Annotated in this window: 27 protein-coding genes; 11 read left to right on the forward strand and 16 right to left on the reverse strand. The window is 34.7% G+C overall.

Annotation, left to right across the window (positions count from 1 at the left end; translation table 11 throughout):
* Window positions 1-10: 10 nt before the first annotated feature.
* Both WBF61_RS09170 and WBF61_RS09175 read right to left on the reverse strand, forming a co-directional pair.
* Complete coding sequence (locus WBF61_RS09170; protein WP_424255869.1) at window positions 11-1,357, reverse strand: DEAD/DEAH box helicase; 1,347 nt, start codon at window positions 1,355-1,357, stop codon at window positions 11-13.
* A gap of 59 nt (window positions 1,358-1,416) precedes the next feature.
* Window positions 1,417-2,301: a DegV family protein gene (locus WBF61_RS09175; RefSeq protein WP_424256007.1), complete on the reverse strand. Its 885-nt coding sequence runs from the start codon at window positions 2,299-2,301 to the stop codon at window positions 1,417-1,419.
* Between the two features lie 271 nt (window positions 2,302-2,572).
* Here WBF61_RS09175 and WBF61_RS09180 point away from each other — a divergent pair, with 271 nt between their 5' ends.
* Entirely contained in the window at window positions 2,573-3,223 is a 651-nt protein-coding gene (locus tag WBF61_RS09180) for a YigZ family protein (RefSeq protein ID WP_424255871.1), read from the forward strand.
* Between the two features lie 104 nt (window positions 3,224-3,327).
* A complete protein-coding gene (locus WBF61_RS09185) occupies window positions 3,328-4,377 on the forward strand; it encodes an LCP family protein (RefSeq protein WP_424255873.1) in 1,050 nt (349 codons plus the stop codon).
* Between the two features lie 55 nt (window positions 4,378-4,432).
* Here the strand turns inward: WBF61_RS09185 and WBF61_RS09190 are convergent, their stop codons facing one another.
* The gene (locus WBF61_RS09190; RefSeq protein ID WP_424256009.1) at window positions 4,433-5,512 is read right to left on the reverse strand and encodes a glycosyltransferase family 4 protein; all 1,080 of its coding nucleotides are present in this window, start codon (window positions 5,510-5,512) and stop codon (window positions 4,433-4,435) included.
* Window positions 5,513-5,649: 137 nt separating this feature from the next.
* On the opposite strand from WBF61_RS09190, the gene WBF61_RS09195 reads away from it, so the two are divergent.
* Window positions 5,650-6,693: an LCP family protein gene (locus tag WBF61_RS09195; RefSeq protein ID WP_424255875.1), complete on the forward strand. Its 1,044-nt coding sequence runs from the start codon at window positions 5,650-5,652 to the stop codon at window positions 6,691-6,693.
* Window positions 6,694-6,765: 72 nt separating this feature from the next.
* On the opposite strand, the gene WBF61_RS09200 is transcribed toward WBF61_RS09195, so the two are convergent.
* The 7 genes from WBF61_RS09200 to WBF61_RS09230 form a co-directional block, all read right to left on the reverse strand.
* Complete coding sequence (locus tag WBF61_RS09200; protein ID WP_424255877.1) at window positions 6,766-7,479, reverse strand: GntR family transcriptional regulator; 714 nt, start codon at window positions 7,477-7,479, stop codon at window positions 6,766-6,768.
* Window positions 7,480-7,496: 17 nt separating this feature from the next.
* On the reverse strand, window positions 7,497-8,195 hold the full coding sequence (locus WBF61_RS09205; protein ID WP_424255878.1) for a glucosamine-6-phosphate deaminase: 699 nt from the start codon (window positions 8,193-8,195) through the stop codon (window positions 7,497-7,499).
* A gap of 23 nt (window positions 8,196-8,218) precedes the next feature.
* Complete coding sequence (nagA, locus tag WBF61_RS09210; protein WP_424255880.1) at window positions 8,219-9,349, reverse strand: N-acetylglucosamine-6-phosphate deacetylase; 1,131 nt, start codon at window positions 9,347-9,349, stop codon at window positions 8,219-8,221.
* Between the two features lie 54 nt (window positions 9,350-9,403).
* Window positions 9,404-11,311, reverse strand: coding sequence for an LTA synthase family protein (locus WBF61_RS09215; RefSeq protein WP_424255882.1), 1,908 nt, complete (start codon window positions 11,309-11,311; stop codon window positions 9,404-9,406).
* A 20-nt stretch (window positions 11,312-11,331) separates the two neighbouring features.
* Window positions 11,332-12,297, reverse strand: coding sequence for a glycosyltransferase family 2 protein (locus WBF61_RS09220; protein ID WP_424255884.1), 966 nt, complete (start codon window positions 12,295-12,297; stop codon window positions 11,332-11,334).
* A 37-nt stretch (window positions 12,298-12,334) separates the two neighbouring features.
* Window positions 12,335-13,162: an ammonia-dependent NAD(+) synthetase gene (gene nadE, locus WBF61_RS09225; protein ID WP_424255886.1), complete on the reverse strand. Its 828-nt coding sequence runs from the start codon at window positions 13,160-13,162 to the stop codon at window positions 12,335-12,337.
* A 137-nt stretch (window positions 13,163-13,299) separates the two neighbouring features.
* Window positions 13,300-14,757 (reverse strand): nicotinate phosphoribosyltransferase, encoded by a 1,458-nt coding sequence (locus WBF61_RS09230; protein ID WP_424255887.1) that lies wholly within the window; start codon window positions 14,755-14,757, stop codon window positions 13,300-13,302.
* A gap of 228 nt (window positions 14,758-14,985) precedes the next feature.
* On the opposite strand from WBF61_RS09230, the gene WBF61_RS09235 reads away from it, so the two are divergent.
* On the forward strand, window positions 14,986-15,555 hold the full coding sequence (locus tag WBF61_RS09235) for an NADPH-dependent FMN reductase (RefSeq protein ID WP_424255888.1): 570 nt from the start codon (window positions 14,986-14,988) through the stop codon (window positions 15,553-15,555).
* Between the two features lie 49 nt (window positions 15,556-15,604).
* Here the strand turns inward: WBF61_RS09235 and WBF61_RS09240 are convergent, their stop codons facing one another.
* A complete protein-coding gene (locus WBF61_RS09240; RefSeq protein WP_424255890.1) occupies window positions 15,605-15,964 on the reverse strand; it encodes a DoxX family protein in 360 nt (119 codons plus the stop codon).
* 132 nt (window positions 15,965-16,096) lie between these two features.
* On the opposite strand from WBF61_RS09240, the gene WBF61_RS09245 reads away from it, so the two are divergent.
* Both WBF61_RS09245 and WBF61_RS09250 read left to right on the forward strand, forming a co-directional pair.
* The gene (locus WBF61_RS09245) at window positions 16,097-16,249 is read left to right on the forward strand and encodes a hypothetical protein (protein ID WP_424255892.1); all 153 of its coding nucleotides are present in this window, start codon (window positions 16,097-16,099) and stop codon (window positions 16,247-16,249) included.
* Window positions 16,243-16,521 (forward strand): hypothetical protein, encoded by a 279-nt coding sequence (locus WBF61_RS09250; RefSeq protein WP_424255894.1) that lies wholly within the window; start codon window positions 16,243-16,245, stop codon window positions 16,519-16,521. Before WBF61_RS09245 ends, WBF61_RS09250 begins: the two co-directional genes overlap by 7 nt.
* 28 nt (window positions 16,522-16,549) lie before the next feature.
* Here the strand turns inward: WBF61_RS09250 and WBF61_RS09255 are convergent, their stop codons facing one another.
* Window positions 16,550-17,416 carry a phosphotransferase family protein gene (locus WBF61_RS09255; protein ID WP_424255896.1) on the reverse strand — a complete coding sequence of 289 codons (867 nt, stop codon included), beginning with the start codon at window positions 17,414-17,416 and terminating at the stop codon, window positions 16,550-16,552.
* A 121-nt stretch (window positions 17,417-17,537) separates the two neighbouring features.
* Window positions 17,538-18,074 (reverse strand): hypothetical protein, encoded by a 537-nt coding sequence (locus WBF61_RS09260; protein WP_424255898.1) that lies wholly within the window; start codon window positions 18,072-18,074, stop codon window positions 17,538-17,540.
* A 279-nt stretch (window positions 18,075-18,353) separates the two neighbouring features.
* Between WBF61_RS09260 and WBF61_RS09265 the strand changes: the two genes are divergently transcribed.
* Entirely contained in the window at window positions 18,354-19,112 is a 759-nt protein-coding gene (locus tag WBF61_RS09265; RefSeq protein WP_424255899.1) for a GNAT family N-acetyltransferase, read from the forward strand.
* Window positions 19,113-19,137: 25 nt separating this feature from the next.
* On the forward strand, window positions 19,138-19,443 hold the full coding sequence (locus WBF61_RS09270) for a hypothetical protein (protein WP_424255900.1): 306 nt from the start codon (window positions 19,138-19,140) through the stop codon (window positions 19,441-19,443).
* Window positions 19,444-19,501: 58 nt separating this feature from the next.
* Here WBF61_RS09270 and groL read toward each other — a convergent pair whose 3' ends face one another.
* On the reverse strand, window positions 19,502-21,124 hold the full coding sequence (gene groL, locus WBF61_RS09275) for a chaperonin GroEL (RefSeq protein WP_424255902.1): 1,623 nt from the start codon (window positions 21,122-21,124) through the stop codon (window positions 19,502-19,504).
* 80 nt (window positions 21,125-21,204) lie between these two features.
* On the reverse strand, window positions 21,205-21,489 hold the full coding sequence (gene groES / locus WBF61_RS09280) for a co-chaperone GroES (RefSeq protein WP_424255904.1): 285 nt from the start codon (window positions 21,487-21,489) through the stop codon (window positions 21,205-21,207).
* 280 nt (window positions 21,490-21,769) lie between these two features.
* Between groES and WBF61_RS09285 the strand changes: the two genes are divergently transcribed.
* Window positions 21,770-22,474, forward strand: coding sequence for a lysostaphin resistance A-like protein (locus WBF61_RS09285; protein ID WP_424255906.1), 705 nt, complete (start codon window positions 21,770-21,772; stop codon window positions 22,472-22,474).
* A gap of 40 nt (window positions 22,475-22,514) precedes the next feature.
* Window positions 22,515-22,721, forward strand: coding sequence for a DUF4305 domain-containing protein (locus WBF61_RS09290; RefSeq protein ID WP_424255907.1), 207 nt, complete (start codon window positions 22,515-22,517; stop codon window positions 22,719-22,721).
* Window positions 22,722-22,738: 17 nt separating this feature from the next.
* Here the strand turns inward: WBF61_RS09290 and WBF61_RS09295 are convergent, their stop codons facing one another.
* Complete coding sequence (locus tag WBF61_RS09295; RefSeq protein WP_424255908.1) at window positions 22,739-23,389, reverse strand: redox-sensing transcriptional repressor Rex; 651 nt, start codon at window positions 23,387-23,389, stop codon at window positions 22,739-22,741.
* A 297-nt stretch (window positions 23,390-23,686) separates the two neighbouring features.
* On the opposite strand from WBF61_RS09295, the gene WBF61_RS09300 reads away from it, so the two are divergent.
* Window positions 23,687-25,639, forward strand: a complete 1,953-nt coding sequence (locus WBF61_RS09300) for an ATP-binding cassette domain-containing protein (protein ID WP_424255910.1) — start codon at window positions 23,687-23,689, stop codon at window positions 25,637-25,639.
* Window positions 25,640-25,672 lie beyond the last annotated feature (33 nt).

Consider the following 25,672-nt stretch of genomic DNA (forward strand, 5'->3'; position numbering starts at 1 on the left):
CATAAACAAGTTAACATTTTTTTAATAACCCTCTTTCTCTTGCTAATCTGTTCATTTTTTTCACTTGACGTACCGATTCTTTTAATGCTCTTGTCTTTCCATAATAAAAAAACAACACCATTCCATCAGGAAAATCTCTATGCCTTCCTGCTCGACCTGCAATCTGTACCAACGCAGACTCAGTGAATGTCCGATCTTCTGCCCCTAATACAAAAACATCGATATCTTTAAACGTCACGCCTCTTTCTAAAATAGTCGTTGTTAGAAGAAAATCATATTTTTCTTGACGCATGTCTATAATTTTCTCTTTTCTCTGTGGATCTTCAGCGTAAACCGTTGTAAAAATGGCTTCTGGAAAGCAGTCTTTTATTTGGCTAGCTAACTTTTGCATCAAAACAATATTAGGTAAAAAAATAAGCATTCTTCTTTTTTTATGTAAATTCTTTTTTAAAAAAGTAAAGAATACTCCCGTAGCTTTTTGACAGCGTATTTTCTTTTGCCAATCTCCACACCAGATTAATTCGGGCTGAGGTAAAGGATACCCGTGATACCGAGCAGGAAGAATAGTTGCTTTTAACTCCCCAAGCTTAATCGAGCGTTGCATATTTTTACTAGGTGTAGCCGATAAAAATAGAAGTGCTCCATTTTCTTTTCTGGCTTTTTTCGCTGCATATTGTAATGACTGATCGATATTAAATGGAAAAGCATCAATTTCATCAATAATTAATACATCAAATGCTTGATTAAACCTTAATAACTGATGTGTGGTTGCGATAACCAGCTGAGTATAGCGATAAGGTTCGTCTGATCCACCGTACAAGACTGCTAGTGGAACAGTCTCGAAAGCACTTTTTAAACGTGGAGCTAGTTCTAAGCAAACATCCACACGTGGAGAAGCGATACAAACTCTTTTTTTAGCTCGTAAGGCTAATTCAATCCCTTTGAAAATCATTTCTGTTTTACCCGCTCCAGCTACAGCCCAGATTAATCGTTCTTCATTTAAACGAATGGTTTCTATAATATCTGTTGAAGCGTCTTCCTGTTGTTTTGATAACTCACCTTTCCAAGTAAGTATTGGTTCCATCAATAAGGAAAATTGATTTCTCTCTTTAACCGTATATAAGATACTACAAGCCTTGATTTTCCCCATTTGTAAACAATTAATACAGTAGTAGCAGTTGTTTCTACAAGTACAAGGAGCTTCCTGCCTTTTCTTTCGGTCTCTTGTTCCACATCGACTACATTGAACATGGCCATTAACTTCTTTAAAGCCTTTTATTTTAGTCATTCCGCTAGTGTCTTTCAAAAGAGAGGTAATTTCTTCTTTTAAAACTTCTCGTCCGCTTATTTCAAGCACAAAGATAAGCCTCCTTTCTACTTACAAAGTAAATGTACGCAAAAAAAGACAAAGCCGTTTTATCGGTTTTGTCTTTTGCTTAAAACTGTTTCTATTCTCGTTTGATCTTCTACCCAAGTCATTCCTAAAGCTCCTTCACCTAAATGAGTCCCGATGACTGGCCCAAAGTAACTTGTCTCAAATCTTACTGTTGGATATTTTTCTCGTAAGTAAGCTTCCCAAATTGCTGCTTGTTCTTGTGCATTGCAATGAATAATAGTTGCTACGATTGGATAATCTTTCGCTAAGTCTTGTGTTAAAAGCTGTTCGATACGTTTCAGGGCTTTTTTTGTTGTTCTGATTTTTTCAAAAACAACAATTTGTTTTTTATCGAAAAATAAAATCGGTTTAATTTTTAGTAAAGAACCAATCATTGCTGAACCGTTAGAAAGTCGACCACCTCTCACTAGATGATTTAAATCATCTACCAAAAAATAAGCTTTCATTGTTTTACGCATATTAGCCAATACTTCAAAAATTTCTTCAACCGTATACCCATTTTTAGCTAAGCGTGCAGCTTCTAATACATAATATCCCTGTGCAGCACAGCTTATTTCAGAATCAAAAGGATATACCGAAATCTCGTCCATCATATTGGCTACACTAGCTACATTTGCATACGTTCCGCTAATCTCGCTTGATAAGTGGATACTTATGATCGCATCGTATTCTTTTGAAAGTTCATTAAACAAAGTAATAATTTGTCCTGTCGTTGGTTGAGAACTCGTAGGCAAAGTTGCCATATTCGTTATTTTTTCAAAAAATTCTTCATTTCCAATTTCTACCTCTTCTAAATAAGCAGTATTGTCTATCACAACTGAAAGTGGCAACTTATAAATTGACTGTTCTTCGTATTGTGCCTCTGTCAGGTACGCCGTACTATCTGTAACTATTGCAATTTTCAATTTTACACCACGCGCCTTTTTTTTATTGTCTTTTCTATATAAATATAAAGTATACCACATTCAAAATACTCTGAATAAAATATATAGAAAAATTAATGGAATGTTCACAATAGCTAGTTTACATAACGATTAGTTGTATTATTCTAAAACATCCATAACCGTTAAATCTTGTTGATTGCCTTTACTCACGGTAAACTAGATGAGAAGCATCTATAAGATAACTTATCTAGTTATTAATAAAAAGTCTATATTAAAAAAAGGAGTGAATACTTTGCTTAAACACTATTACACTATTGCCAAGGATGGAATAGTTGAAACTGAAATAAAAAAATCTCGCTTTATCTGTCATTTAAAAAGGGTTTCGAACGAAGCTGAGGCACAAGAGTATGTACAAACTATAAAAAAAGAACATTGGAAGGCTAATCATAATTGTGTTGCTTATTTAATTGGCGATCAAAATGATGTTCAACGAGCTTACGATGATGGAGAACCAAGCGGAACAGCTGGAGTACCCATGCTTGAGGTATTAAAAAAACAAGAACTTAAGTATGTTATTGCTGTAGTAACGCGCTATTTTGGTGGAACTAAACTAGGGGCTGGTGGACTTATCCGAGCTTACGGAAAGTCAGTTAGTGTAGCTTTAGATCAAATTGGTGTTGTTTCAAGAGATTTACAAGTAACTATTTCTGTAACCGTTACTTATCCAGCGTCTGGAAAATTAGAAAATAACCTGAAAGAATCATCTTATACTCTCAAAGATATTCTTTATACAGAGAATGTTACTTTTATCTGCTCTGTTGATGAAGAAAAAGTCGATAGTTTTAAAAACGAATTGATTAATTGGCTAAGTGGGCAAGTAGAGTTTGAGATAGGTGAAATGAGTTACCAAGAGTCAAAACGTTTAAAGCGGAGCAATACTTAAGAAATTCATATATTTCTAAAGTAACTGTCACTATCTCTGTTGTTGTGATAAAATGAATAAGAACTTTTTTTCTACCTTACTCTAAAGATAATAGGAGATTTATTTTGAAAAATAAAAAATATGTACCATTAAATACAAGTCGCTCTTCTAGAAATAAAAAATCTAAAGTTGCTTTGTGGTTGTTAGTGCCACTCATGGTTATCATCTTAGTTGCTGCTGTTTATTTTGCTAAATTATATGCAACTGCACAAAAAGCTATTGATTCGTCTTACCACACACTTCAAAGAGAAAATGCAATTAAAGTGAACCCGTTAGATGAGACAACGTCTATCTTATTAATGGGCATTGATGACACTAAAGGTCGGGATTTAGGCAGTGCCCGAGCTGATTCTTTGATTTACTTAACTATCGATCCGAATAAGCACATCGTCAATATGGTAAGTATTCCACGTGATACCTACACAGATATCATTTACCAAGAACAAACTTATGAAAAAGATAAAATCAATTCTGCTTATACTAAAGGAGAAGAACAAGCTACAATAGAATCTGTAGAAAACCTTCTAAACGTTCCTATCCATTATTATGTAACGTTCAACTTTGATGCTTTTTTAGAAATTATTGATGCTTTAGGCGGCATTGAAGTCGATGTCCCAATTAGTTTTTCCGAACAAAATGCCGAGGGAAAACTAGATCAGATCCATCTTGAAAAAGGATTGCAAACTCTTAACGGTGAAGAAGCCTTAGCCCTAGCAAGGACTAGAAAAATTGATAATGATGTTAAGCGTGGTGAAAGGCAACAGCTACTTATTCAAGCAATTACTGATAAAGCTTTAAAGGTAGGTTCTATTACAAAGTATTCAGATGCTATTACAGCAGTAGGAAACAATATGCGCACCGATATTCGTTTTAATGATATGCTTGGTATCGCTCAAACAGGCCTTGATGGAAAATATGAATTTGAAAGTTATGTTTTCGATTGGACTGATTTTAACCTTAATGGTGCTAGCATGGTTGAGGTATATTCTGATAGTTTAGATTTTGTCAGCCACCGTTTACGAGTGTCGATCGGTTTAGACTCACCTGATGAACGTGATGAACCAGGGTACGAATTCCAAACAAATGGTTTATCCAATTACTATAGCAACAACTAACAATAAAAAAACACCAAATTCTCGTTATGTATACACAACGAGAATTTGGTGTTTTTTATTCTTTTTTATTTAGATTATTTGCAAATTTTTTCATCTTATTTAAGAATGGCTTACTATCTTTTCCAACTAAGCCAATGGATTCTACAAATAATTCTAACCCAAATAATAAACCGAGTGTTAGAAATAACGAACCCCACAAAGTAGATACCGGATAGATTAGTGCAATAACAGAAAAAATAGCTGCTAAGCAATAGATGGCTAAAACTGCTTGGCGATGCGTCAAACCTAAAGCCATCAACTGATGATGCAAATGCATTTTATCGGCACTGGAAATAGGCTTTTTATTTAAATAACGCCTAATCATTGCGTAAATTGTATCCGTGATTGGAATACCTAAAATAACGATTGGGATTATCAAGGTAATTAGCGTTGCATTTTTTAATCCTTGTAAAGACATTACAGCAATCATAAACCCTATAAATAATGCTCCTGTATCTCCCAAAAAAATTCGCGCTGGATAAAAATTATATGGTAAGAATCCTGCTAACGCTCCCACTAAGACAAAAATCATAATAGATACTACAGCGTTATCAACGGTTAAGAAAAAATAACCAATAATTCCCATTGTTGTCAAAGCAATCATAGATACTCCGGTTGCTAAACCATCTAGTCCATCAATCAAATTCACTGCATTAGTAATAGCGAGAATCCAAATCACCGTAACCGGTAAACTAAAAATCCCCATCGACCATGATCCAATGAATGGCAACGTAATAATATCTATTTTAATATCCGCTAAAAAATAAATAATGAGCGAGGCTAAAGTAATTCCAACCATCTTCATTTTAGGCGTCAACTCTATCAAATCATCAATTATCCCCGTTGCTAATACTGCCGTAGCTCCTAAAAATATAGGCATAATTTGCCCAAAGGGTATCGGCAATATAAAAAATAAGGCGAAAAAGAAAGAAAGATAAACAGCCAGCCCACCTAAAGTAGGAACTTCTTTCAAATTTATTTTCCTTTCACCCGGCTCATCAACCGCTCTAATTTTTATAGCAAATTTCCTGACAAAGGGTGTTAGTATCAGAGAAAAAATGGCAGTCGCTACACAAGTAACGATAACGATAAACATATCATACATACAGAAAAAACCTACCTTTAGTTCCTATTTAAATTTAATTATACAAAGTTAATACAAGTAATACAATTGCATTATAACAGGTAATCCACTACACTAATAGAAAACCTTATAGATATAGGAGTAAACCCATGAGATCAGACCAATTAAAAGTACAAAAGAAAAAGAAACGAGTTTATAGTGTATTGCTTATTTTAGCTATCCTAATTTTAGCCGGTTCAGTTTACGCAACGTATCTTTTTCTTTCAGCCAATGACTTTTTAAATTCTATTCAAGGTGATGATTTACCTAAAACATCTATGAACGCTGAAGAAAAAATCGTACTAACCAATAAAGATCCATTCTCCGTTTTACTTCTTGGAGTTGATAAACGACCAGGTGATGTGGGTCGTTCTGATTCTATCATGGTTGCAACGATTAATCCAGAAACGGAAGATGTTCGCCTGCTTTCCATTCCCCGGGATACACGTGTCACCTTACCCAGTGGTAAAATTGACAAGATAAACGCTAGTTATGCTTATGGTGGTATTCCATTGACTGTCGAGACGGTTGAAAATCTTTTACAAATCCCTATTCATTATTATGCTCAAATTAATATGCAAGGTCTTGTTGTTTTAGTTGATGCTTTAGGTGGCATCACTGTTGACTCACCTTTAGAATTTGATGTACAAGATATTAATGATGTTGAAGGAAAGATTCATATTGATAAAGGCCTTCAAAAATTAAACGGTGACCAAGCTTTAGGTTATGCAAGAATGCGATACGAAGATCCTCAAGGCGACTGGGGAAGACAAAAACGCCAACGTGAAGTTGTAACAGAGATTATTGATGAAACTATCTCGATTAATAGCCTGACAAATTTCAGCAAAATTTTTAAAGCAGTTGGTCCAAATGTAACAACAAATTTTAATAGTCGTGATTTATGGGCTATTGCAACAAATTATTCTACTGCTGCAAATAATATTAAAACCTTACAACTAGAAGGAGAAGAAGCATATGAATACTTCCCTTCATACGGACAAGATGTATTTGTTTGGAAATTAGATGAAAACAAATTAGTTCAACTACAACAAGAACTACGTGGACATTTAAATTTAGATCAGATTACCCAATCTAATTCATCTAGTTTAGATTCTACCAATAGTTTAGAGGCTAGTTCTGAATACATTCCATAGTCCACACGAACTTAACTTAATAGTAAAAAAAGTCGACAACATTTCTGTTATCGACTTTTTTATTTCAACTAATTATTGATTTTTTTCAAGGTAAAATTCAAATCGGTTGCCAGAATATTGTGTTCTGACGTATTCAAATGGTTTTCCTTCTGTTGAATAACTAATTTGCTTTAATCTCAAAATAGCCTCTCCACGTTTGATAGTTAAGTAATCCGCAATTTTCTCTGAAGCCGGCATCGCTGAAATTGTTTGTTCTGCGTGTCCAACGTGCAAACCTATTTCACTTTCTAATGCTTTATAAAGTGAACGAGTGATATCTACTTTGCTAAGATTCCCTATCAAATCATATGGAATAGTTGCTACTTCGAAACAAATAGGAATGCCATCTGCATAGCGGATTCTTTCCATGCGTAAAACGAGTGTTTCTTGTGGCAACATTAGTTTTTCAGCCTCACTTAAACTAGCAGGTTTGACATGGTAAGAAATTGTTTTGCTTGTTGGAGTTTTACCTTGTGATAGCATAATATCTGTAAAACTAGCCACTCCTACCATTAATTCTTGAACTTTTTTACTAGACACATAAGTTCCAGAGCCTACTTTTCGTTCTAAAATACCTTCGTCAACTAGTGTTTGAACGGCTTGCCTTAATGTCATTCGACTAACATTAAATTGAAGAGCAAGGTCTCTTTCCGAAGGAATCCGTTCGCCAATTTTCCAGACGCCTTCTTCAATATCTTTGCGTAATTGATTATGAATTTGAATGTAAATTGGTGTTTCCTTCCCCATTGTCTTCCTCCTGGTAGTTAAATTAATTTAGCTGCTGCTTCATCTACAATTACGATAACATCTGGATGTTGTTGTAAAGCACTTGCTGGGACATCTGTTGTCATCGGGCCATTAAGTGTATTTTTAATCGCTTCTGCTTTTTCTTCGCCAAATGCTAATAAAATAATTTTTTTAGCGGATAAAATACTTTTGATTCCCATTGAGTAAGCAAAACGTGGTACTTCTTCCGCTGTTGCAAAGTTACGTTTATTTGATTCGATTGTTGATTCCGTTAAAGAAACTTTAGTTGTTGTTGAATCAAAAGGTGTTCCAGGTTCATTAAACCCAATATGACCATTTGTTCCAATTCCTAATATTTGAATATCAATTGGGTGCTCTTCAATAATCTTATCATAACGAGCTGGTTCTGTTTTTTCATCTGCTAAACCATCTGGAACAAACGTTTCTTTAAATGGTTTCTTAGAGAAAAGTTGTTCCTGCATGAAATAATGGTAGCTTTGATCGTTATCTGCAGATAATCCAAAATATTCATCTAAATTAATAGCTGTCATCTCACTGAAATCTAAGTCACTTTCAGTCATTTCTTTGTATAATGCTATTGGCGTACTTCCAGTTGCTAATCCTAAAACTTTAGCATCTTGTTGCATACCTTCTTTAATTAATTCAAATGCTTTTTTGCCGCCTTCAACATTATCCTTCACAATAATTGTTTGCATGTATTTGACCATCCTTTTATAATTTATTTAACCATTTCACCAAAGCTGATTGTTTCTTCTAAAGTTAAATCATGACTGAAAAGAACCATATCTGCATCTTTTCCTATTTCAAGCGTTCCTTTTTGAGTTAGTCCAAATTCTTTTGCTTGGTTAACAGAACTCATTTTAACTGCATCCGCAATCCCACAACCTGTAAAGGCCATCATATTTTTAAATGCATCTTGGAACTCTAAAACACTCCCAGCTAGCGTTCCATCTTCTAGTCGTGCTTGTTTATCTTCGACAAAAACTTTTTGCCCGCCTAATTCACTTTCGCCATCTGGCATACCTTTCGCACGCATAGAATCTGTAATTAACTCAATATGATCTGCACCAAGAATTTGATACGCGATATTAACCATATCTGGAGCAATGTGATAGCCGTCAACAATCATTTCAGAATACAATTTTGCTAAAAAGGCATGACCTGTTACTCCAGGCTCACGGTGGTGTAATCCTCTTTGAGCATTGTACAAATGAGTAATATGTGAAGCTTTAGAATCCATTAATTGAGCACGAGTTGCATTGCTGTGACCTACAGATAGAACAATATTATTATCCACACAATATTGTTCAAATGCTGTTGCATCACTTGTTTCTGGAGCATAGGTTACCAAACGAATTCTGCCGCCACTCAAATCATTCCATTTACGCATCATTTCTGCGTCTGGAATTTTTATGTGTTCTTCTGGTTGTGCACCTTTAAATACAACTGATACAAAAGGACCTTCTAAATGAATCCCTTGAATAACAGGATTTACTTCAGCAGCTTTTTTAATAGCCACCATTGTTTTTTCAATATTTTCATAAGATTGTGTCATTGTTGTAGCAAAATAAGAGGTAATGCCTTCTTTTTGCATTTTATGAACCATTTGATTGATTTCTTCTGAATGGCCATCCATGCTATCCCAACTGTATCCACCATGACTGTGCACATCAATGAAACCAGGAACAATTATTTTGCCTGAGACGTCGATGATTGTGTCTTCTTCTTTTTCTTCAAAGTCTTTCATTTCACCAATGGCTAAGATTGTCTTGCCATAGCGTATGAACCCAGATTCAATTTCTTCTTTACCGGTATAAATCGTTGCGTTTATCAATACAGATGTTTTCATTCAATTCTCTCCTTTGCTTATTCACTTCTCATTATAAATGGTCTATACCATAAGTCAATACTCTTTAGTTGGTTGAAAAAAATTTCCTTTTTGAGTTTGATTCGTACCCATTGTTATATCGTATTGAAGTAAATCGTACTCATCAAGAAGCTGCTGGGTTTCCGAAGAAAGTTCCTCACGTTCTAACTTAGACACTTGCTCGCCTGATTCAATATACACCCCTTTTTCAAATGCAGGGAGACTGGCTTCAAGTGTCATTAAGAAAGCATAATAGGGTGAAACAGGACTATTAGCTAAATCTAATACATGATTCATGAAATAAATTGGACTGATAGTTCCTAGTGATTCTTGTTTTTCTTGCTCTGTTGAGAACATTAATAATGGCGTTTGATGCATCGTTACTTCGCCATTTTTTTCTACAACTTCTTCACCATAAAATCCCGGGAGATGATCTCCCCAAAAAACAACTATACTCTCTTCTTCTTGACTAGATAACTCTTTCAAAAAAACATCGAGGGATTCATCGCTGTAAGCTAACCCTTGGAAATAATTAGCTGCTTCATAATCATCAGCTGTTCCTTCAGCAGTATAACTTGTTCCTGGATAAAAATCGGTATAAGGCATATGATTTTGCATCGAAACTAAGTGAATAAAATCTGTCTGTTCTGTTTCTTCTAGCTGTTTTAGTATTTCCTGATAAGCTGAAGAATCAGAAATATAAGGATTATTTACCAAAGTATCCTTATACGTCATCGTTTTCTCATCTAAGAAGCGGTTAAAACCTAATTCTTCATAAACTTGTTTTCGCTTATACATCGACGTATTATAAGGATGGATGGCTGTAGTAAAATATCCAGCTTCATTAAAATAAGAAACAGCAGAAGGAAAATGACTCATCAAAGAGGGAATTTGGGTGTAAGGAGTGCTTAGATTAGATGCAAAAGGTTCCATAGATAAACCCGTTAACGCTTCAAATTCAATATTTGCAGTTCCACCGCCATAGCCTTCTGATAATATTTCTCCACTTTTATGAGTATTCATTCTTTTCCTGAGGATTGGCATTGGGTCTTTCGAAACCTCTACTCCTTCTAATTTGGTTGGGTCTGAAAAACTTTCACTCATTATATAAATAACATTCGTATCTTGTATTGATTTTAAACGGTCTTTATTAATTTCTTCGGCTTTTTCTGTGTATTTCATTAGAAGTTGTTTCATTTTTTCTGTTGAATAATTTTCTGGTTTTTCCATTGGAGCAACATTTAGATTATATAAAAAACCTCCAACAAAACCATTGTTGTAATAATTCATTTGTTGACTATACGGAATCCAGTAAGCATGATCATTATATGCCGCTTTAACTAAGTTTCCAGGGTTGTTAAAGGAATAAATATAAACTAAAGATAAACTAGATAAAAAAAGTAAAGAGAATCTTAGTCCTCTACTTTCTTTTTTATTTTCTCCTTTGCGATTTCGTCTAATAAGCCAAAACACAATTAAAGAGAGTAATACTAAGGTTCCCAGTAGAATAAAAAATACAGTTCCATTCATCATCTTCAAAAGAAAAGGTAAGTTTGTAATCATTGAAAAATCAGATGGATACATCGGTTCTTCACGTAATAGCATCTTTTGCTGAGTGGAAATACCTAGTAGAATTGAACTAACTCCCATAAAAATTGCTCCAACGTACCGGTTTCCGACTAATGAAGTTATCCAGATATAGAGTGTCAATAAGACTCCTGTCCCTAGAAGAAATAATTCTAGGTGCCATTCTGTCATGAATAACCAAGCTATTTCAAAACTAAATTGATTTTGAAAGACTTGCAATAAGAAATTACAGCTAATCGCTACTAACAGACCGCTGATCAATGTCAGAATGAATTCTTTTGACACTTGTCTTACTGTGTAGGAATTTAATGAAGAACGTTTTGTTTTTCTCAGTTGCCAGCGAGAAGTTTTTCCCATTCCTTCTTAACCTCCTTTTTTTATAAACGTCTATCCTTGTCCTCATCCGTTCTATCGGTTTCTTTTAAGATATATAACGGTCTTTTCTTTGTTTCTAAATACGTTTTGCCCAAATACTTCCCTACTATTCCTAAACAGAATAATTGAAGCCCTCCGATAGCTAAAAATATAGTTACTAGCGACGGCCATCCTGCTGTCGGATCTCCAAAAAGTAAAGCTCGGACAACAATAAAAATTAAAAATATAATTGAGATGAAAAAAGAAAAAATCCCAATGAAAGAAGCAAATGTCAAAGGTAAATCAGAAAAATTAATTACTGCATCCAATGAATAATTGACTAATCCCCAAAAGGACCAAGACGTTTCCCCTGCTACTCGTTCTTTATTCTTGTATGGAAGGTAATACGTATCGAAGCCAACCCAACTAAAGATTCCTTTTGAAAACCGATTAACTTCACTAACAGAAAGAACTGCTTCGACCATTCTTCTTGTCATTAATCGATAGTCTCTAGCTCCATCTATAAATTCAGTTTCTGAAATTCGATTCATCCATTTGTAAAACTGTTTTGCAAAAAAAGAACGAACAGGTGGCTCACCATTACGGGTTACTCTTCTTGTACCGATACAATCATAGTTTTGGTTTCTTATTAAAGACAACATTTCGGGCAACAATTCTGGCGGATCTTGTAAATCTGCATCCATCACTGCAACATAGTCTCCCGTTGCGTATTGTAAACCAGCATACAAAGCTGCTTCTTTTCCAAAATTCCTAGAAAATGATACATAATGAATTCGCTTTTCATCATTTTTAGCTAGTTTTTTTATCACTGCTAATGTCTTATCCTTAGAACCATCATCTACAAAAATATATTCTATATCTGCTTGCTTAAGCTTTTTTCGAGTGTTCTCTAATTCTTCATAAAAAAGGGGTAGGGCCGCTTCTTCATTAAAACAAGGAACTACTATTGATATTCGCTCTATTTTCACAACGTTCCCCCTATTCTATCCGAAAGAAAGATAGTCTTTATTTCCAAAAATCATCAAATGGTGTAATCGGTAAATGGCGTTTGTGTTGTGTTTTAAGATACCAGTTTTCTATTTTTTTAGCAGTCTCAGCTTCAATCCTTTTTCCTTCAAGATAATCGTCAATGTCATCATACGTAACACCTAACGCTACTTCATCAGGCAAGCTTGGTTTATTTTCTTCTAAATCTGCCGTTGGAACTTTAAGATACAAATGCTCTGGTGCAGCTAATTCTTTCAGCATAGCTCTGCCTTGTCTTTTATTTAAGCGAACTAATGGGTTTATATCTGATCCGCCATCGCCAAATTTAGTGTAAAATCCTGTTACCGCTTCAGCTGCATGATCGGTTCCTATTACCGCGCCTTGGTACATCCCTGCAACAGCATATTGAGCAACCATCCGTTGTCGTGCTTTAATATTGCCTTTTACAAAATCACTTATCGAGATACTTGTGTCTTCTAATACTTGAACCATCGCATCTACGCTTGATTTTATATTAATCCTCACACTTTTATCGGCTCCAATAAAAGAGATCGCATCGATGGCATCTTGTTCATCTGCTTGTTCTCCATAAGGCAAGCGAATAGCTATAAACTCATAGGCCTTATCTCCCGTTTCTTCACGTAATTCCGTAATCGCCATCTGACTCAACTTCCCACCTAATGTTGAGTCTTGTCCACCACTAATTCCTAACACTATTGTCTTTAAGAAAGGATGCTTTAGCATGTAAGATTTTAAAAAATCAATGCTTCGTCTAATTTCAGCTAACTCATCAATCTCAGGAGAAACGTGTAGTTCTTTTATGATTTTTTTTTGTAAATTAAGCATTCTTTTCCAGCCTCATTTCCTAGTCTTTTCTATTGTTTTAGTATAGCATAGTTCAATCTTCGTCTCTATTTTTTCAAATAATAAAGAGATAAAACAGCCCTTAAAAAAAGTCTGTTTTATCTCTTTATTGAACTCATTTATTTCGCAATGTGTTTTTTTATCTCTTTAATTGAATTCATCTTATGATCATAGGCTGTTTGCGATAAATCAACCGGATAGGGCTCTGGATTTAAATTGCGTTTATACTCTTCCCATAGAGAATTCAAACTCCCAACGGCATACTCTTTTATCCTTCCAAGCATTGGAACAGGATAAACTAATTCACCCTTCACAAAAATATCTATTAATAAAGGGCGAGCAGTAAAATTAGTAACGGTTTTATTAATATAGGTGTGAACGGGATGGAACATAAACAATTCCTTAGCTTGATCTGGCTTTTCATCCCAAAGAGTAATGTAATCTCCTTCAGATTTCCCATCATCGTTGCTCGTAATCCGCCACACTTGTTTTTTACCAGGAGTTGATACTTTTTCTACGTTACTTGACAGTTTCATTGTATCTACCATTTTCCCACTCTCGTCTTCAATAGAAACCAATTTATAAACAGCGCCTAAAGCAGGCTGATCGTAAGCCGTAATCAGTTTAGTCCCTACTCCCCAAACATCAATCTTAGCGCCTTGCATTTTTAAATTCAAAATTGTTTTCTCATCTAAATCATTTGAAGCATAAATTTTTGCATTTGGAAAACCAGCTTCATCTAATTGTTGTCGAACTTTTTTTGAAATATAAGCCATATCTCCACTGTCTATACGAATTCCCAAAAAATTGATTTTATCTCCCATTTCTCTAGCTACTTTTATAGCATTAGGAACACCAGATTTTAAGGTGTCGTAGGTATCAACTAAAAAGACACAATCTTTATGAGTCATTGCGTATGCTTTAAACGCTTCGTAATCATCTCGATAAACTTGAATCAACGAGTGCGCATGAGTACCACTTGCCGGAATATCAAATATTTTAGCAGCCCGAACGTTACTTGTAGCATCGCAACCACCAATATAAGCAGCTCTAGTCCCCCAAATAGCCGCATCCATTTCTTGCGCTCTTCTTGAACCAAATTCTAATACTAGTTCATCTCCTACCACTGATTTAAGCTGTGAAGCTTTTGTTGCAATGAGTGTTTGGTAGTTCACAACATTTAATATCGCTGTTTCTACAAATTGACAATCCAGTAAGGGACCTTCTACTTGAATAATAGGTTCATTAGCAAAAACAACTTCTCCTTCAACCATCGAACGTATTGTTCCTCTGAACTTGAAGTTTGTTAAATACGTTAAGAAACCTTCAGGATAATGACCAACTTCTCTAAGATAGTGGATATCCGATTCTGAAAAAGTTAAGTTTTGGATATACGTTATTACCCGCTCTAGCCCTGCAAAAACGGCGTACCCACTTTCAAAAGGATTGCTCCTGAAGTAGCATTCAAATATCGCATTCTTATCTGCTTTTCCCTGTTCCCAATACGTCTGCATCATGTTGATTTGATATAAATCAGTGTGCAATGCTAAACTATCATCTGGATAGACTTTGTTCATTATATTCGCTCCCGACTAACTATTTTACGTTGCTTTTTCATTTATTATCATACCACAAATGTTGAAAAACAGGTTTCCAGATGCTACTTTCTAATCAAATTAAAGGAATGGTGAATACCTACAGAACTTTTTTTCTTTTAACGAGAAAACAGAAGCGTTTTCATTGATACTTAGTATCATATCGCGTAAGTTTATTATAATGAGAATAAAAAAATCGGAGGAATAGATATGTTGAAAATTGGAATTATTACTGGAAGTACGCGCCAAAATCGTAAAAGTCTTAAACTAGCTAAAGAACTTAAAAAGTGGGCTGAAAAGCGCAAAGACGCTGAGTATGAACTAGTTGATCTTGCAGATTATAATCTCCCTATGTACAATGAACCCATTGCTGCACTTTACAGTCAAGACTATCAAACCCCCGAAGCCATTCCTTGGGCAGAAAAAATAAACTCACTTGATGGCTTTATATTTGTTGTTCCAGAATACAATCATGGTATTCCTTCAGTATTAAAAAATGCTATCGATTATCTTTGCCATGAATATAGGGACAAAGTTGCTGGATTTGTTACTTACGGTTCTCAAGGTGGCATTCGTGCTGGCGAAGTCTTACGTCTTATTCTAGGTAGCCTACACGTTGCGGTTATCAGCACAAGTTTATCGCTCTCCATCCTAACTGATTTCGATGCCGAGGAGAACTTCATACCGAAAGAGGTACACGAAAAGATTTTTAATAAATTAGTCAATCGTTTACTCGCATGGGGTGAACCATTAAAAACACTACGTGAGAATGAATCCTGATTACAATAAGATAAAAAGCACAGAAAAACTTTGTGCTTTTTTTATTTCTTTAAAAAACGAAGAGGTAACGCCAATTTAAAATCAGAATAAGCAGACTCAGCCCCAATATAAAAACAGGAACAACTATTTCCCTAAAGGAATCTCCTACTTTTAACTGACTATAAATGGCACCCAACATTGTTAGCAAAATAAAACTTCCGCCCCATGCTGCCGCTACAGGATAAACAATGCCTGATAAAACTAATATACCTGAACCAATTTCAATTATTCCGGATACAGGTTTAAACCAGTTCGGAAATCCAAATCTTTCAAAATTCTTACTCGTTTTCTTAGGGTTACATTTAATTAAGCCGGCCCCTATAAACAATACACCTAAGACTAATTGAATGACAAACGCAATATTATTCATTTCATCTTCTCCTAACTCTTGCTTCTACCTATATAAGTGAGTAAACTTATATAGGTAGAAGCAATCATTTCTCCATAAGAAGAAGTATAAAAGGAACGTTCCTAAAATTAAACAAAAAAGGACTGGTAAAATATGAAAAAATTGATATTAGTTGCAACACTTTCTCTTTTTGGCCTAATTATGGTTGGTTGCAGTCAATCATCGAGTACTCAAGGAGGATCTTCTTCTCAAGATACTAGCTCGAGTGAACAAAAAAAGAAAAAGTCGAATATAGCGGAATGGTAAAAGAAGACGGCTCAAAAGAAGAACAACACCTTCTTTTAAATAGCCTTACCCAAGCACAAGAGAATGAATCTATCGCTTCTTTTGATGAAGTCATTTTATTGACAGAAGGTGTTTCTATTCTTGATAAAAAAACCCAAGAAGAGCGTAGTATCGAAGATATAAAAGCTGGTAGTACTATTACCGTTTTCTTAGTACCTGAACCCATTACGACTCGTTCATTGCCGCCACAAATTCCTGGAAATAGTATTGTAAACATTTTGATTAATGAATGATGCTAAATAAGAAAGCGTTGTTTCATACTTAGTTACAAAGCATCTTCTTTAAATTAGCTAAATTTTTTTCAAAAAATAACGTGTTCGCTTCTAATCCTCGACGTTTGCACCACCCAATACTGTTAAATGTATCTGTAAATAAGTAAAAAGGTAAAACGAGTTCTAAATCTATTAACGGTCTAATGCTTTTATACCCTTGTTGGTAGGCATTAAACAAGTCACTATCAAAACTTAAAAAATCACGATACAATTTTGTAAAATCACTTTCTGTTGAACCAAAACGTACACTTTCAAAATCAATTATTCCTGAGACTCTATCTCCTTCAACGATTATATTCGCCGGACGAAAATCCATATGAATAAAGCTAGGCCCGTTTGGAGAAGGAAGTCTTTGCTTCATTTCTTCAAATTTCACACTAGCTTTTTTGTATAATTCTTCTTCTATTACTTCCTTTGTATCTATCGAAAAATTGTAAAACTGATCTTCAATAAAAGTAGACCAATTAGGAAATTCGTTTTTTATACCCGTCATTTTTATTTCACTCGTTGGCTGAACGTTATGCATTGAAGCATGAAGAACGCCTACTTGAAAGGCTACCGTTGGAGAAGCACTAGTTGTTAAAGGTTTCCCTTTTAATTCAGATAGTAAAAAAGCGCCTGGACACTCCCTGTCACCAGACCAATCAGCTACTAGTTTAGGGATTAAAACCCGTCCTTTCAAAATCCCATAGGCTTCTTTCTCTCGCCGATACTTTAATTTCGAGTAAGAAATTTTTATAAAATTAATTTCGCCATTGGACAACTTACATTTATAAACCGTTGAACTATGAGAATCTTCGACTTTATTTATCGATAGTGGCCGTAAGTCAAATTGAGCAAGAACTCTATCTAACATTAAATTCCCTCTTTCCTAAACTTATATTTTATTCAATTCTTTTTTGACTTAGGTACTAACCGTAACAGATAGTAAGATTCGTTTCTTATTTCCAATCTTCTCAACGACTTTTTCCTTAACGTTAATCCTTTATTCTTTTAATTTTTGATCCGATAATTTTAATAATTAGTAATAACAACAATAAAAAAGATAGTGAGATTGTTATCCATTTTATACCTGTTGCTACTGGCGTAATCGTTTGGATTATTCCAGACTTTAAAGGATACCTAAGCATCACTATTGTTGCTCCGATGTTTTCCGAGAAATCAAAAAACGCCGCCGCTATTGGAACAAAGACGAGGAATCTCATCCGTCTATTGTCTGAAGCATACTCCATTAATTTAATCGTCCACGCAACTAAAAATAACGTATAAACAATTGGCCATACTAAATCAAATGTCCACCTTAATAGAATATACGTTTTTCTGCCTGATTCTCCATAGCTCTCTGCTAATTCGTACAATTGTGATCCTGAGTAAAGGAATGATTGATCTGGCGATTCTGATTTCCCTATTGTCTCACTTGAGTAAGCAGATACTCGCGGAAGGATAAAGATTAAAAATAAAAGGAATAGTACAGATGCTCCTATAACCCATTTCCATTGAATTTTTGTCTCCATCTTAATTCCCCTCCTATTCCATTAGTTTTCAAAAGAAGGTATGTTTAAACTATTTCTACAAATTATTGAAACCGGATTCTTTTCGTAACAATCATACCAATGACACTGGTTTATCACAAGATAGAAGTGCTAACATAAACAAGAAAAGAAGATCCTTATAAAATTTCTAGCTCGTTGTTCACCTGAACTCATTATTCGTTCAAAAATTGGAGTAAGTTAAGGAAGTAGAATGGTATACTAACGACTACCTTAACTAGCAGACTTAAAGGAGTTCAAAAAATGAAAAAAATTAGCTTCAAAGAAACTTACACCCTTGGCAATATCGTAAATGAAAACACTCACTTTAAACATATTTTTTACCCTGAAATGTTGATACGCTACGATAGTAATTTTATTGAATTTAAAATTTCACCTTCATTAGATGAATTCAAAGAAACAGAAAGGTATCTAAAAGAGTTCCATCTTAGAAAAGGACAAAAGCACGTGAAATTTTATTTCCCAGAAAATATAAAGCCAACTAGCGACCTGCTTACTTACCTAACAGATATGAGTTATGAAATAGGCTTTTTAGAACTGTACGCGATTGAACCGAAACAGTTCCCTCCGATAGGAAAAAATTCTGACATTGAAATTAAAGTTGTTACTGGTAAAACGTTGGATTTCCTTCTCAATCTACACTATAAAAATTCTTTGCTTTTTGGAATTGAATTTGCAAAGCAAAAGAACGAATTGATAAAACGTCAGTTTATAGATTCATCCGTTCAACAAGTATTAGCTTTTTATAAGGGCCAGCCTGTAGGACATATGGACATCATCATTTCGGACAAAATCGTTGAAATCGATGATTTATCAGTTAATGAATTGGTTCAAAAAAAAGGAATAGGAAGTCAGTTACAAAAATTTGTAATGGATTCATTTCCGGATAAAACCGTTCTATTGATTGCTGATGGAGAAGATACCCCTAGAGAAATGTACCAAAAACAGCACTATATAAATAGTGGCTTTAAATATGAGATACAAAAAGTAGATAAAGACTAAATTAACTATGAAAGGATGATTCAAGATGGAGTCCATTATGGAGGTTATACGCATTGTACTGCCTTTAATAATCGTAGGAGGGATTGCTTTGTTTGTTGTAACGAGGCTCAAGAATAAATCTAAACAAGGAACATTGGGTAAGAAGAAAACAAAAAATGCTCAGATTTTATTGGATAGTTTAATTCCTTTAGGACTACTGGCTGGTTGTCTCATTGGGTTAGTTTTCAACCTATTCTTTCCATTCCAACTGTCATTTATCCTTACTTTTGGTGCTGCCTTTGGATTATTAGCAGGGTATTTCGCTTATGAATACTACAGCGATAAAGAATAGATGAAAAAAAGCCCGTTATCTATTTCTAAATAGATAACGGGCTTTTAAAATTTATTTCTTACATCATGCCGCCCATTCCAGGGTCCATTCCCATTCCAGCTGGTGCATCTGGTTTAGGTTGGTCTGCTACAACAGCTTCTGTTGTTAACAATAGAGCTGCAATACTTGCTGCATTTTGTAACGCTGAACGAGTAACTTTAGTTGGATCAACAATTCCAGCTTCAATCATGTTTACCCATTCATTTGTAGCTGCGTTGAAACCAATACCCATTTCAACTTGTTTCATTTTTTCAACAACTACAGCGCCTTCTAGACCTGCGTTAGTAACGATTTGACGAATCGGTTCTTCTAGAGCACGCAACACGATTTTCACACCGGTAGCTACATCTCCTTCTTCAACGATTTCAGCTACTTTTCGTTGTACATTAATGAAGGCTGTCCCCCCACCAGATACGATACCTTCTTCAACAGCTGCACGAGCTGCATTCAATGCATCTTCAATTCTAAGTTTACGCTCTCTTAGTTCTGTTTCTGTAGCAGCTCCAACTTTAATAACGGCTACTCCACCTGAAAGTTTAGCTAAACGCTCTTGTAATTTTTCACGGTCAAAATCTGATGTTGTTTCAACAGCTTGAGCTTTTAAAAGATTAACACGTTGTGCGATAGTCTCTGATGAGCCTGCTCCTTCAACAACTGTTGTTGAATCTTTCGTCACAACAATTTTAGCCGCATGTCCTAATTCATTGATACTTGTATCTTTTAATTCAAGTCCTAAATCTTCTGTAATAACTGTACCACCTGTTAAAATAGCAATATCTTCTAACATAGCTTTACGACGATCGCCAAATCCTGGAGCTTTCACAGCTACAACATTGAATGTTCCGCGTAATTTATTTAATACTAAAGTTGGCAATGCTTCACCATCAACATCATCTGCAATAATAACTAACGGACGTCCTTGTTGTAAAATTTGTTCTAATAAAGGCAATACGTCTTGAATGTTTGAGATTTTTTTATCTGTAATCAAGATATAAGGATTTTCTAAAACAGCTTCCATTTTATCGTTATCCGTTACCATATATTGTGATAAGTAACCACGGTCAAACTGCATTCCTTCAACAACGTCTAATTCTGTTTCGATACCTTTAGATTCTTCGATTGTGATAACACCATCTTTGCCGACTTTTTCCATTGCGTCTGCAACCAATTGTCCAACATCACTGTCTCCAGATGAAATTGCTGCAATTTGTGCGATAGATTCTTTGGTTTCAACTTTTTTAGAAATCGCCATTAATTCTTCTACAGCTACCTTTGTTGCTAGTTCAATCCCACGACGAATGCCAACAGGATTAGCTCCAGCAGTAACGTTTTTTAACCCTTCGCGAACTATCGCTTGTGTTAAAACAGTTGCTGTTGTTGTTCCGTCACCCGCAATATCATTTGTTTTTGAAGCTACTTCGACAACTAATTTAGCTCCCATATTTTCAAAATGATCTTCTAATTCAATTTCTTTAGCAATCGTTACACCATCATTTGTAATTAAAGGCGATCCATAAGCTTTTTCAAGTACAACATTTCTTCCTTTGGGTCCTAATGTTACTTTGACAGTATCTGCTAAAATATCTACACCACGTAACATCGCTGCACGAGCATCTTCTGAAAATTTAATATCTTTTGCCATTTCTACTTCACCTCATTCGTATAGTTGTATTGCTGTGTTTAAGTTTTTATTGGGTTCTTTTTTAGTATGAAACTAATTTTTTATTCTACAATAGCGATAATATCGCGTTCGTTTAATACAAGAAATTCTTTTCCTTCGTATTTAACTTCTGTACCAGTATACTTCTCAAATAAAACAGTATCTCCAACTTTTACTGATAAGTCGATTTTAGAACCGTTTTCTAAAATACGTCCTTCACCTACTGCAATGATTGATCCTGTTTGAGGTTTTTCCTGCGCCGAACCCGGTAAAACAATCCCGCTAACAGTCTTTTCTTCTTCTTTCGCGACTTCAATAATGACACGCTCTCCTAATGGTTTTAACACGTAAATCCCTCCATTTTTTCTTATCCATTTTCTTGTTTAGCACTCTTGTTTAAAGAGTGCTAAACTACTCTTTTATAATAAGCAACTTCACTCTCAATTGCAAGTCTTTTAACTCTTTTACGACTTAATTTTGTTTATTTTCTTTTGATATAATTGATTTTTCTAATGTGAAATTAGACAATAATCTGACCATTTCGCTACATGTTATGTTATACTGACAAATGAACTTGTTTGGGTATCTAAATATACCCATGCTCTGTTAGTAAGTATTTAGCTACTAATGATTCAAATAAAGAAGTCTATCGCTTCTAAAGAAGAAGGTTTAATGTCTCAAATGAAAAAACTAATTAAGCAAACACCTATTTCAATCATTATCACTTATATTATTGCACAATTTTTACCTGTTTTAATCCTAGCTATTGCTCCTAAAAGCTACCAAACAGAAGCTCTGATTTATGGGACTATTTTTTCTTTTACTGCTGGAGCAATGGTCATGCTGTTGTTAAATCAAAGGTCAACGATAAAAAATAGTTTAACACTAAGTCCTTCTGCTCCACGAAAACAGGTTGTTATGTGGGGGTTAATAGGGACATTAATCGCTTTTGCCTCACAAATTGTTGCGTCGCTCATTGAGTCACAGTTACTTGGTTTGCAGATGGAATCAGCAAATACACAAAATATTCTTTTAACCATTGGAAAATATCCTTTCTATTTAATCATCGTGTCTATTATGGCGCCAATTATGGAAGAACTTGTTTTTAGAAAAGTCATTTTCGGATTTTTCTATGACCTAACTGGCGTAGTTGGAGCAGCAGTAATCAGTTCTTTATTGTTTGCATTTATCCATGCAGACAGCCACATTTTACTTTATTCAACAATGGGATTTGTCTTTTCCTACCTTTACGTGAAGACAAAAAATATTGCAACTCCCATAATTGCTCATATTTTAATGAACACAAGTGTCATCTTACTCAATTTAAATTAGTAACAATCCTGTTTAATAAAGAAAGGAATTTTAACTATATATGAATAGCAAAAATTTTATTCTACAAATTGCTTTTAACTACATTATGTCTATTATCTTTATCTGGTTTACTATTAATTCTGTATCCACTGAAGGATGGGGTGTCTTCCCGGTTTTATTTGTTTTATTCGCTACTAGTGACTTTGTACGGGCATCTAAACTGTTAGAAATTTATTTACAAATAAAAAAAGGCGGCAAACCTAAGTAATAGGTTTGTCGCTCTTTTTATTCTTCTTCTGACTCTTCTTTTTTGTAATGATCTAAGAAATAAATTAAGGTCTGTAATTCATTGGTTAAATCAACGTTTTGTACTCGCATATCATCTGGAACCGTTATACGGATAGGTGTAAAGTTCATAATTCCCTTTACGCCAGCTTTTTCTAGCTCATTTGCAGTTTCTTGGGCAACTTCTGTTGGAACCGTTAATATAACAATTTCGATTTGTTGTATTTTTAACTGTTCAACCATCTCACTCATTGGATAAACTGGTACGCCACTTAAGATTTTCCCAATAAGCTCTTCGTTGATATCAAAAGCCGCACTAATTCTCATATTGTTGCTTTGATGAAAATTATAATTTAATAAAGCATGTCCCAAATTACCTACACCAATCAAAGCTACATTCGTTAGTCGGTCTTGTTTCAATGTTTTACTAAAGAAATTCATTAAATCTTCTACATCGTATCCGTATCCTCTTTTTCCTAAAGCTCCGAAGTAAGAAAAATCGCGGCGAATCGTTGCACTATCCACTTTTACTGCTTCGCTTAATTCAGTCGAAGAAATACGGTCTTTACCTGCATCATGCAAGAAACGCAAATAACGGTAATAAATAGGTAAGCGTTTAGCTGTTGCTTTTGGCACTTTTGGTTTATTCATCATGTTCCTCCATTAATTTTATCATTAACTTTTCAATTAATATTTTCACAAGTATATACTATCAACTTGGATTTCACAAACTTTTTTTCTTTCAACCTCTTCATTATAGCATTCTTTCCATTTAAAGCTATAATCTTTACTTAACTTGCGTATCTATTTTATGTAGGTTTCTTTCCTTATGCTAAAGCAATAAAAATTTTTCTTGTGAAGCGATTTTATTAATTTCTATTTGAGTAATATCAGAATATAGACTTATATGATAAACTAGAGAAGAGAATAATGAAATGAGGAAATAAGATGATTTTATTACAAGTTCAACATGTTGCTCGTTATTTTGGAGCAGACGTCCTATTTGAAAATATTTATTTAGAAATACAGGAAAACTCTAGAATTGCTTTGGTTGGACGAAATGGTGCTGGAAAATCTACTTTATTGAAAATGATTGCTGACATTGAACAACCAGATGCAGGGAAAATTATTAAGAGCAAACAAGTAACTATTGGCTATCTCGCTCAAAATACTGGGTTGCATTCTACTGACTCTATTTGGAATGAGATGCTAACTGTTTTTGAACCGGTTATTCAATTAGAAAAAGAGATGCGACAGATAGAAAGGCAACTCGGGGATCCTATTCTTCTAGCGGATGAAGCTTTATACCAAAAAACTCTTGAACGTTATGACCAATTGCAACATGACTTCAAACTAGCAAATGGGTTTGGGTATGAGGCTGAGATCCGTTCTGTACTACATGGATTTCGTTTCTATGAAGAAGATTATCAAAAAAGTATCCATCAATTATCCGGTGGGCAAAAGACACGCCTAGCTTTAGCTAAATTACTGTTGGAAAAACGAGATTTATTAATTTTAGACGAGCCAACAAACCATTTAGATATAGAAACTCTTAACTGGCTAGAAAACTACTTGCAAGCTTATCAAGGTGCTTTACTCATTGTTTCGCATGACCGTTATTTTTTAGATAAGGTTGTTAATGAGGTCTATGAAATCAGCCGTCAAAAAATTGTCCACTACAAAGGGAATTATTCTAAATACCTTGATTTAAAAGCGGCAAACCTTGAACAAGAATGGAAAGAATATGAAAAACAACAATCAGAAATTGCTAAGTTAGAGGATTTTGTCAACCGTAACTTAGTTCGAGCCTCTACAACTAAGCGAGCACAAAGCCGTCGGAAACAACTAGATAAAATGGAACGTATGGATCGACCGCAAGGCGATGAAAAGTCTGCTCACTTTAAATTTCAAACAGAAAAAGAGAGCGGTAATATCATATTGTCTTTAACAAACGGAGCTATCGGTTATGAAGAACAGATCCTGTCCGCTCCTATTGAATTAGATATTAGAAAATATGACTCTATTGCATTAGTCGGCCCAAATGGTATTGGGAAATCGACTCTATTAAAGTCACTAATTGACGATTTACCCTTAATTCAGGGAGAAAAACGACTTGGTACCAATGTTGATTTAGGCTATTATGACCAAGAACAAGCTAACTTAAACTCTAAAAAAACTGTTTTAAGTGAACTATGGGATAGTCATCCAACAACTCCTGAAAAAGATATTCGTAGTATTCTTGGTAGTTTTTTATTTTCTGGCGATGATGTTGAAAAATCAGTTACTAACTTAAGTGGTGGAGAAAAAGCTCGATTAGCGCTGGCCAAGTTGTCTATGAATCGCGATAATTTTTTAGTCCTGGATGAGCCAACAAACCATTTAGACATTGATAGCAAGGAAGTGCTAGAAAATGCCTTAATTGATTTTGATGGCACTCTTTTATTCGTTTCTCATGACCGTTACTTTATAAATCGATTAGCGACTTCGATTGTCGAGTTGTCTCCTGAAGGCAGTACCCTTTATTTAGGAGATTATGATTATTATGTTGATAAAAAAGCTGAACAAGAAGAATTAAAAGTACTAGCTGAAGCTGAACAAGATAAAAACAAAGCCGCACTTGACCCAATTGTATCAAACAAAAACCATAGAGAAATTAATAAAGAAACACAAAAAAAGACTAGACAACTCTCTCGTCAAATTGAAGCACTTGAAAAAAACATGTCCGATATCGAACAACAAATTGAAAGAATTGAAGCTCAACTAATTGATCCAGACATATTTGGTGACCATGTTAGAGTTCAAGAAATTAACGGAGAGTTAACTAAGTTAAATACAGAAAATGACGCCCTAGCGAATGAGTGGGAAGAAAAAAGTATGGAACTAGAAGAATTAGAGAACTAAAATTTAAAAAACCGCAGATTGGAATTCCAATCT

It is taken from the genome of Carnobacterium sp., from assembly GCF_049673005.1.
Classification (GTDB): domain Bacteria; phylum Bacillota; class Bacilli; order Lactobacillales; family Carnobacteriaceae; genus Carnobacterium_A.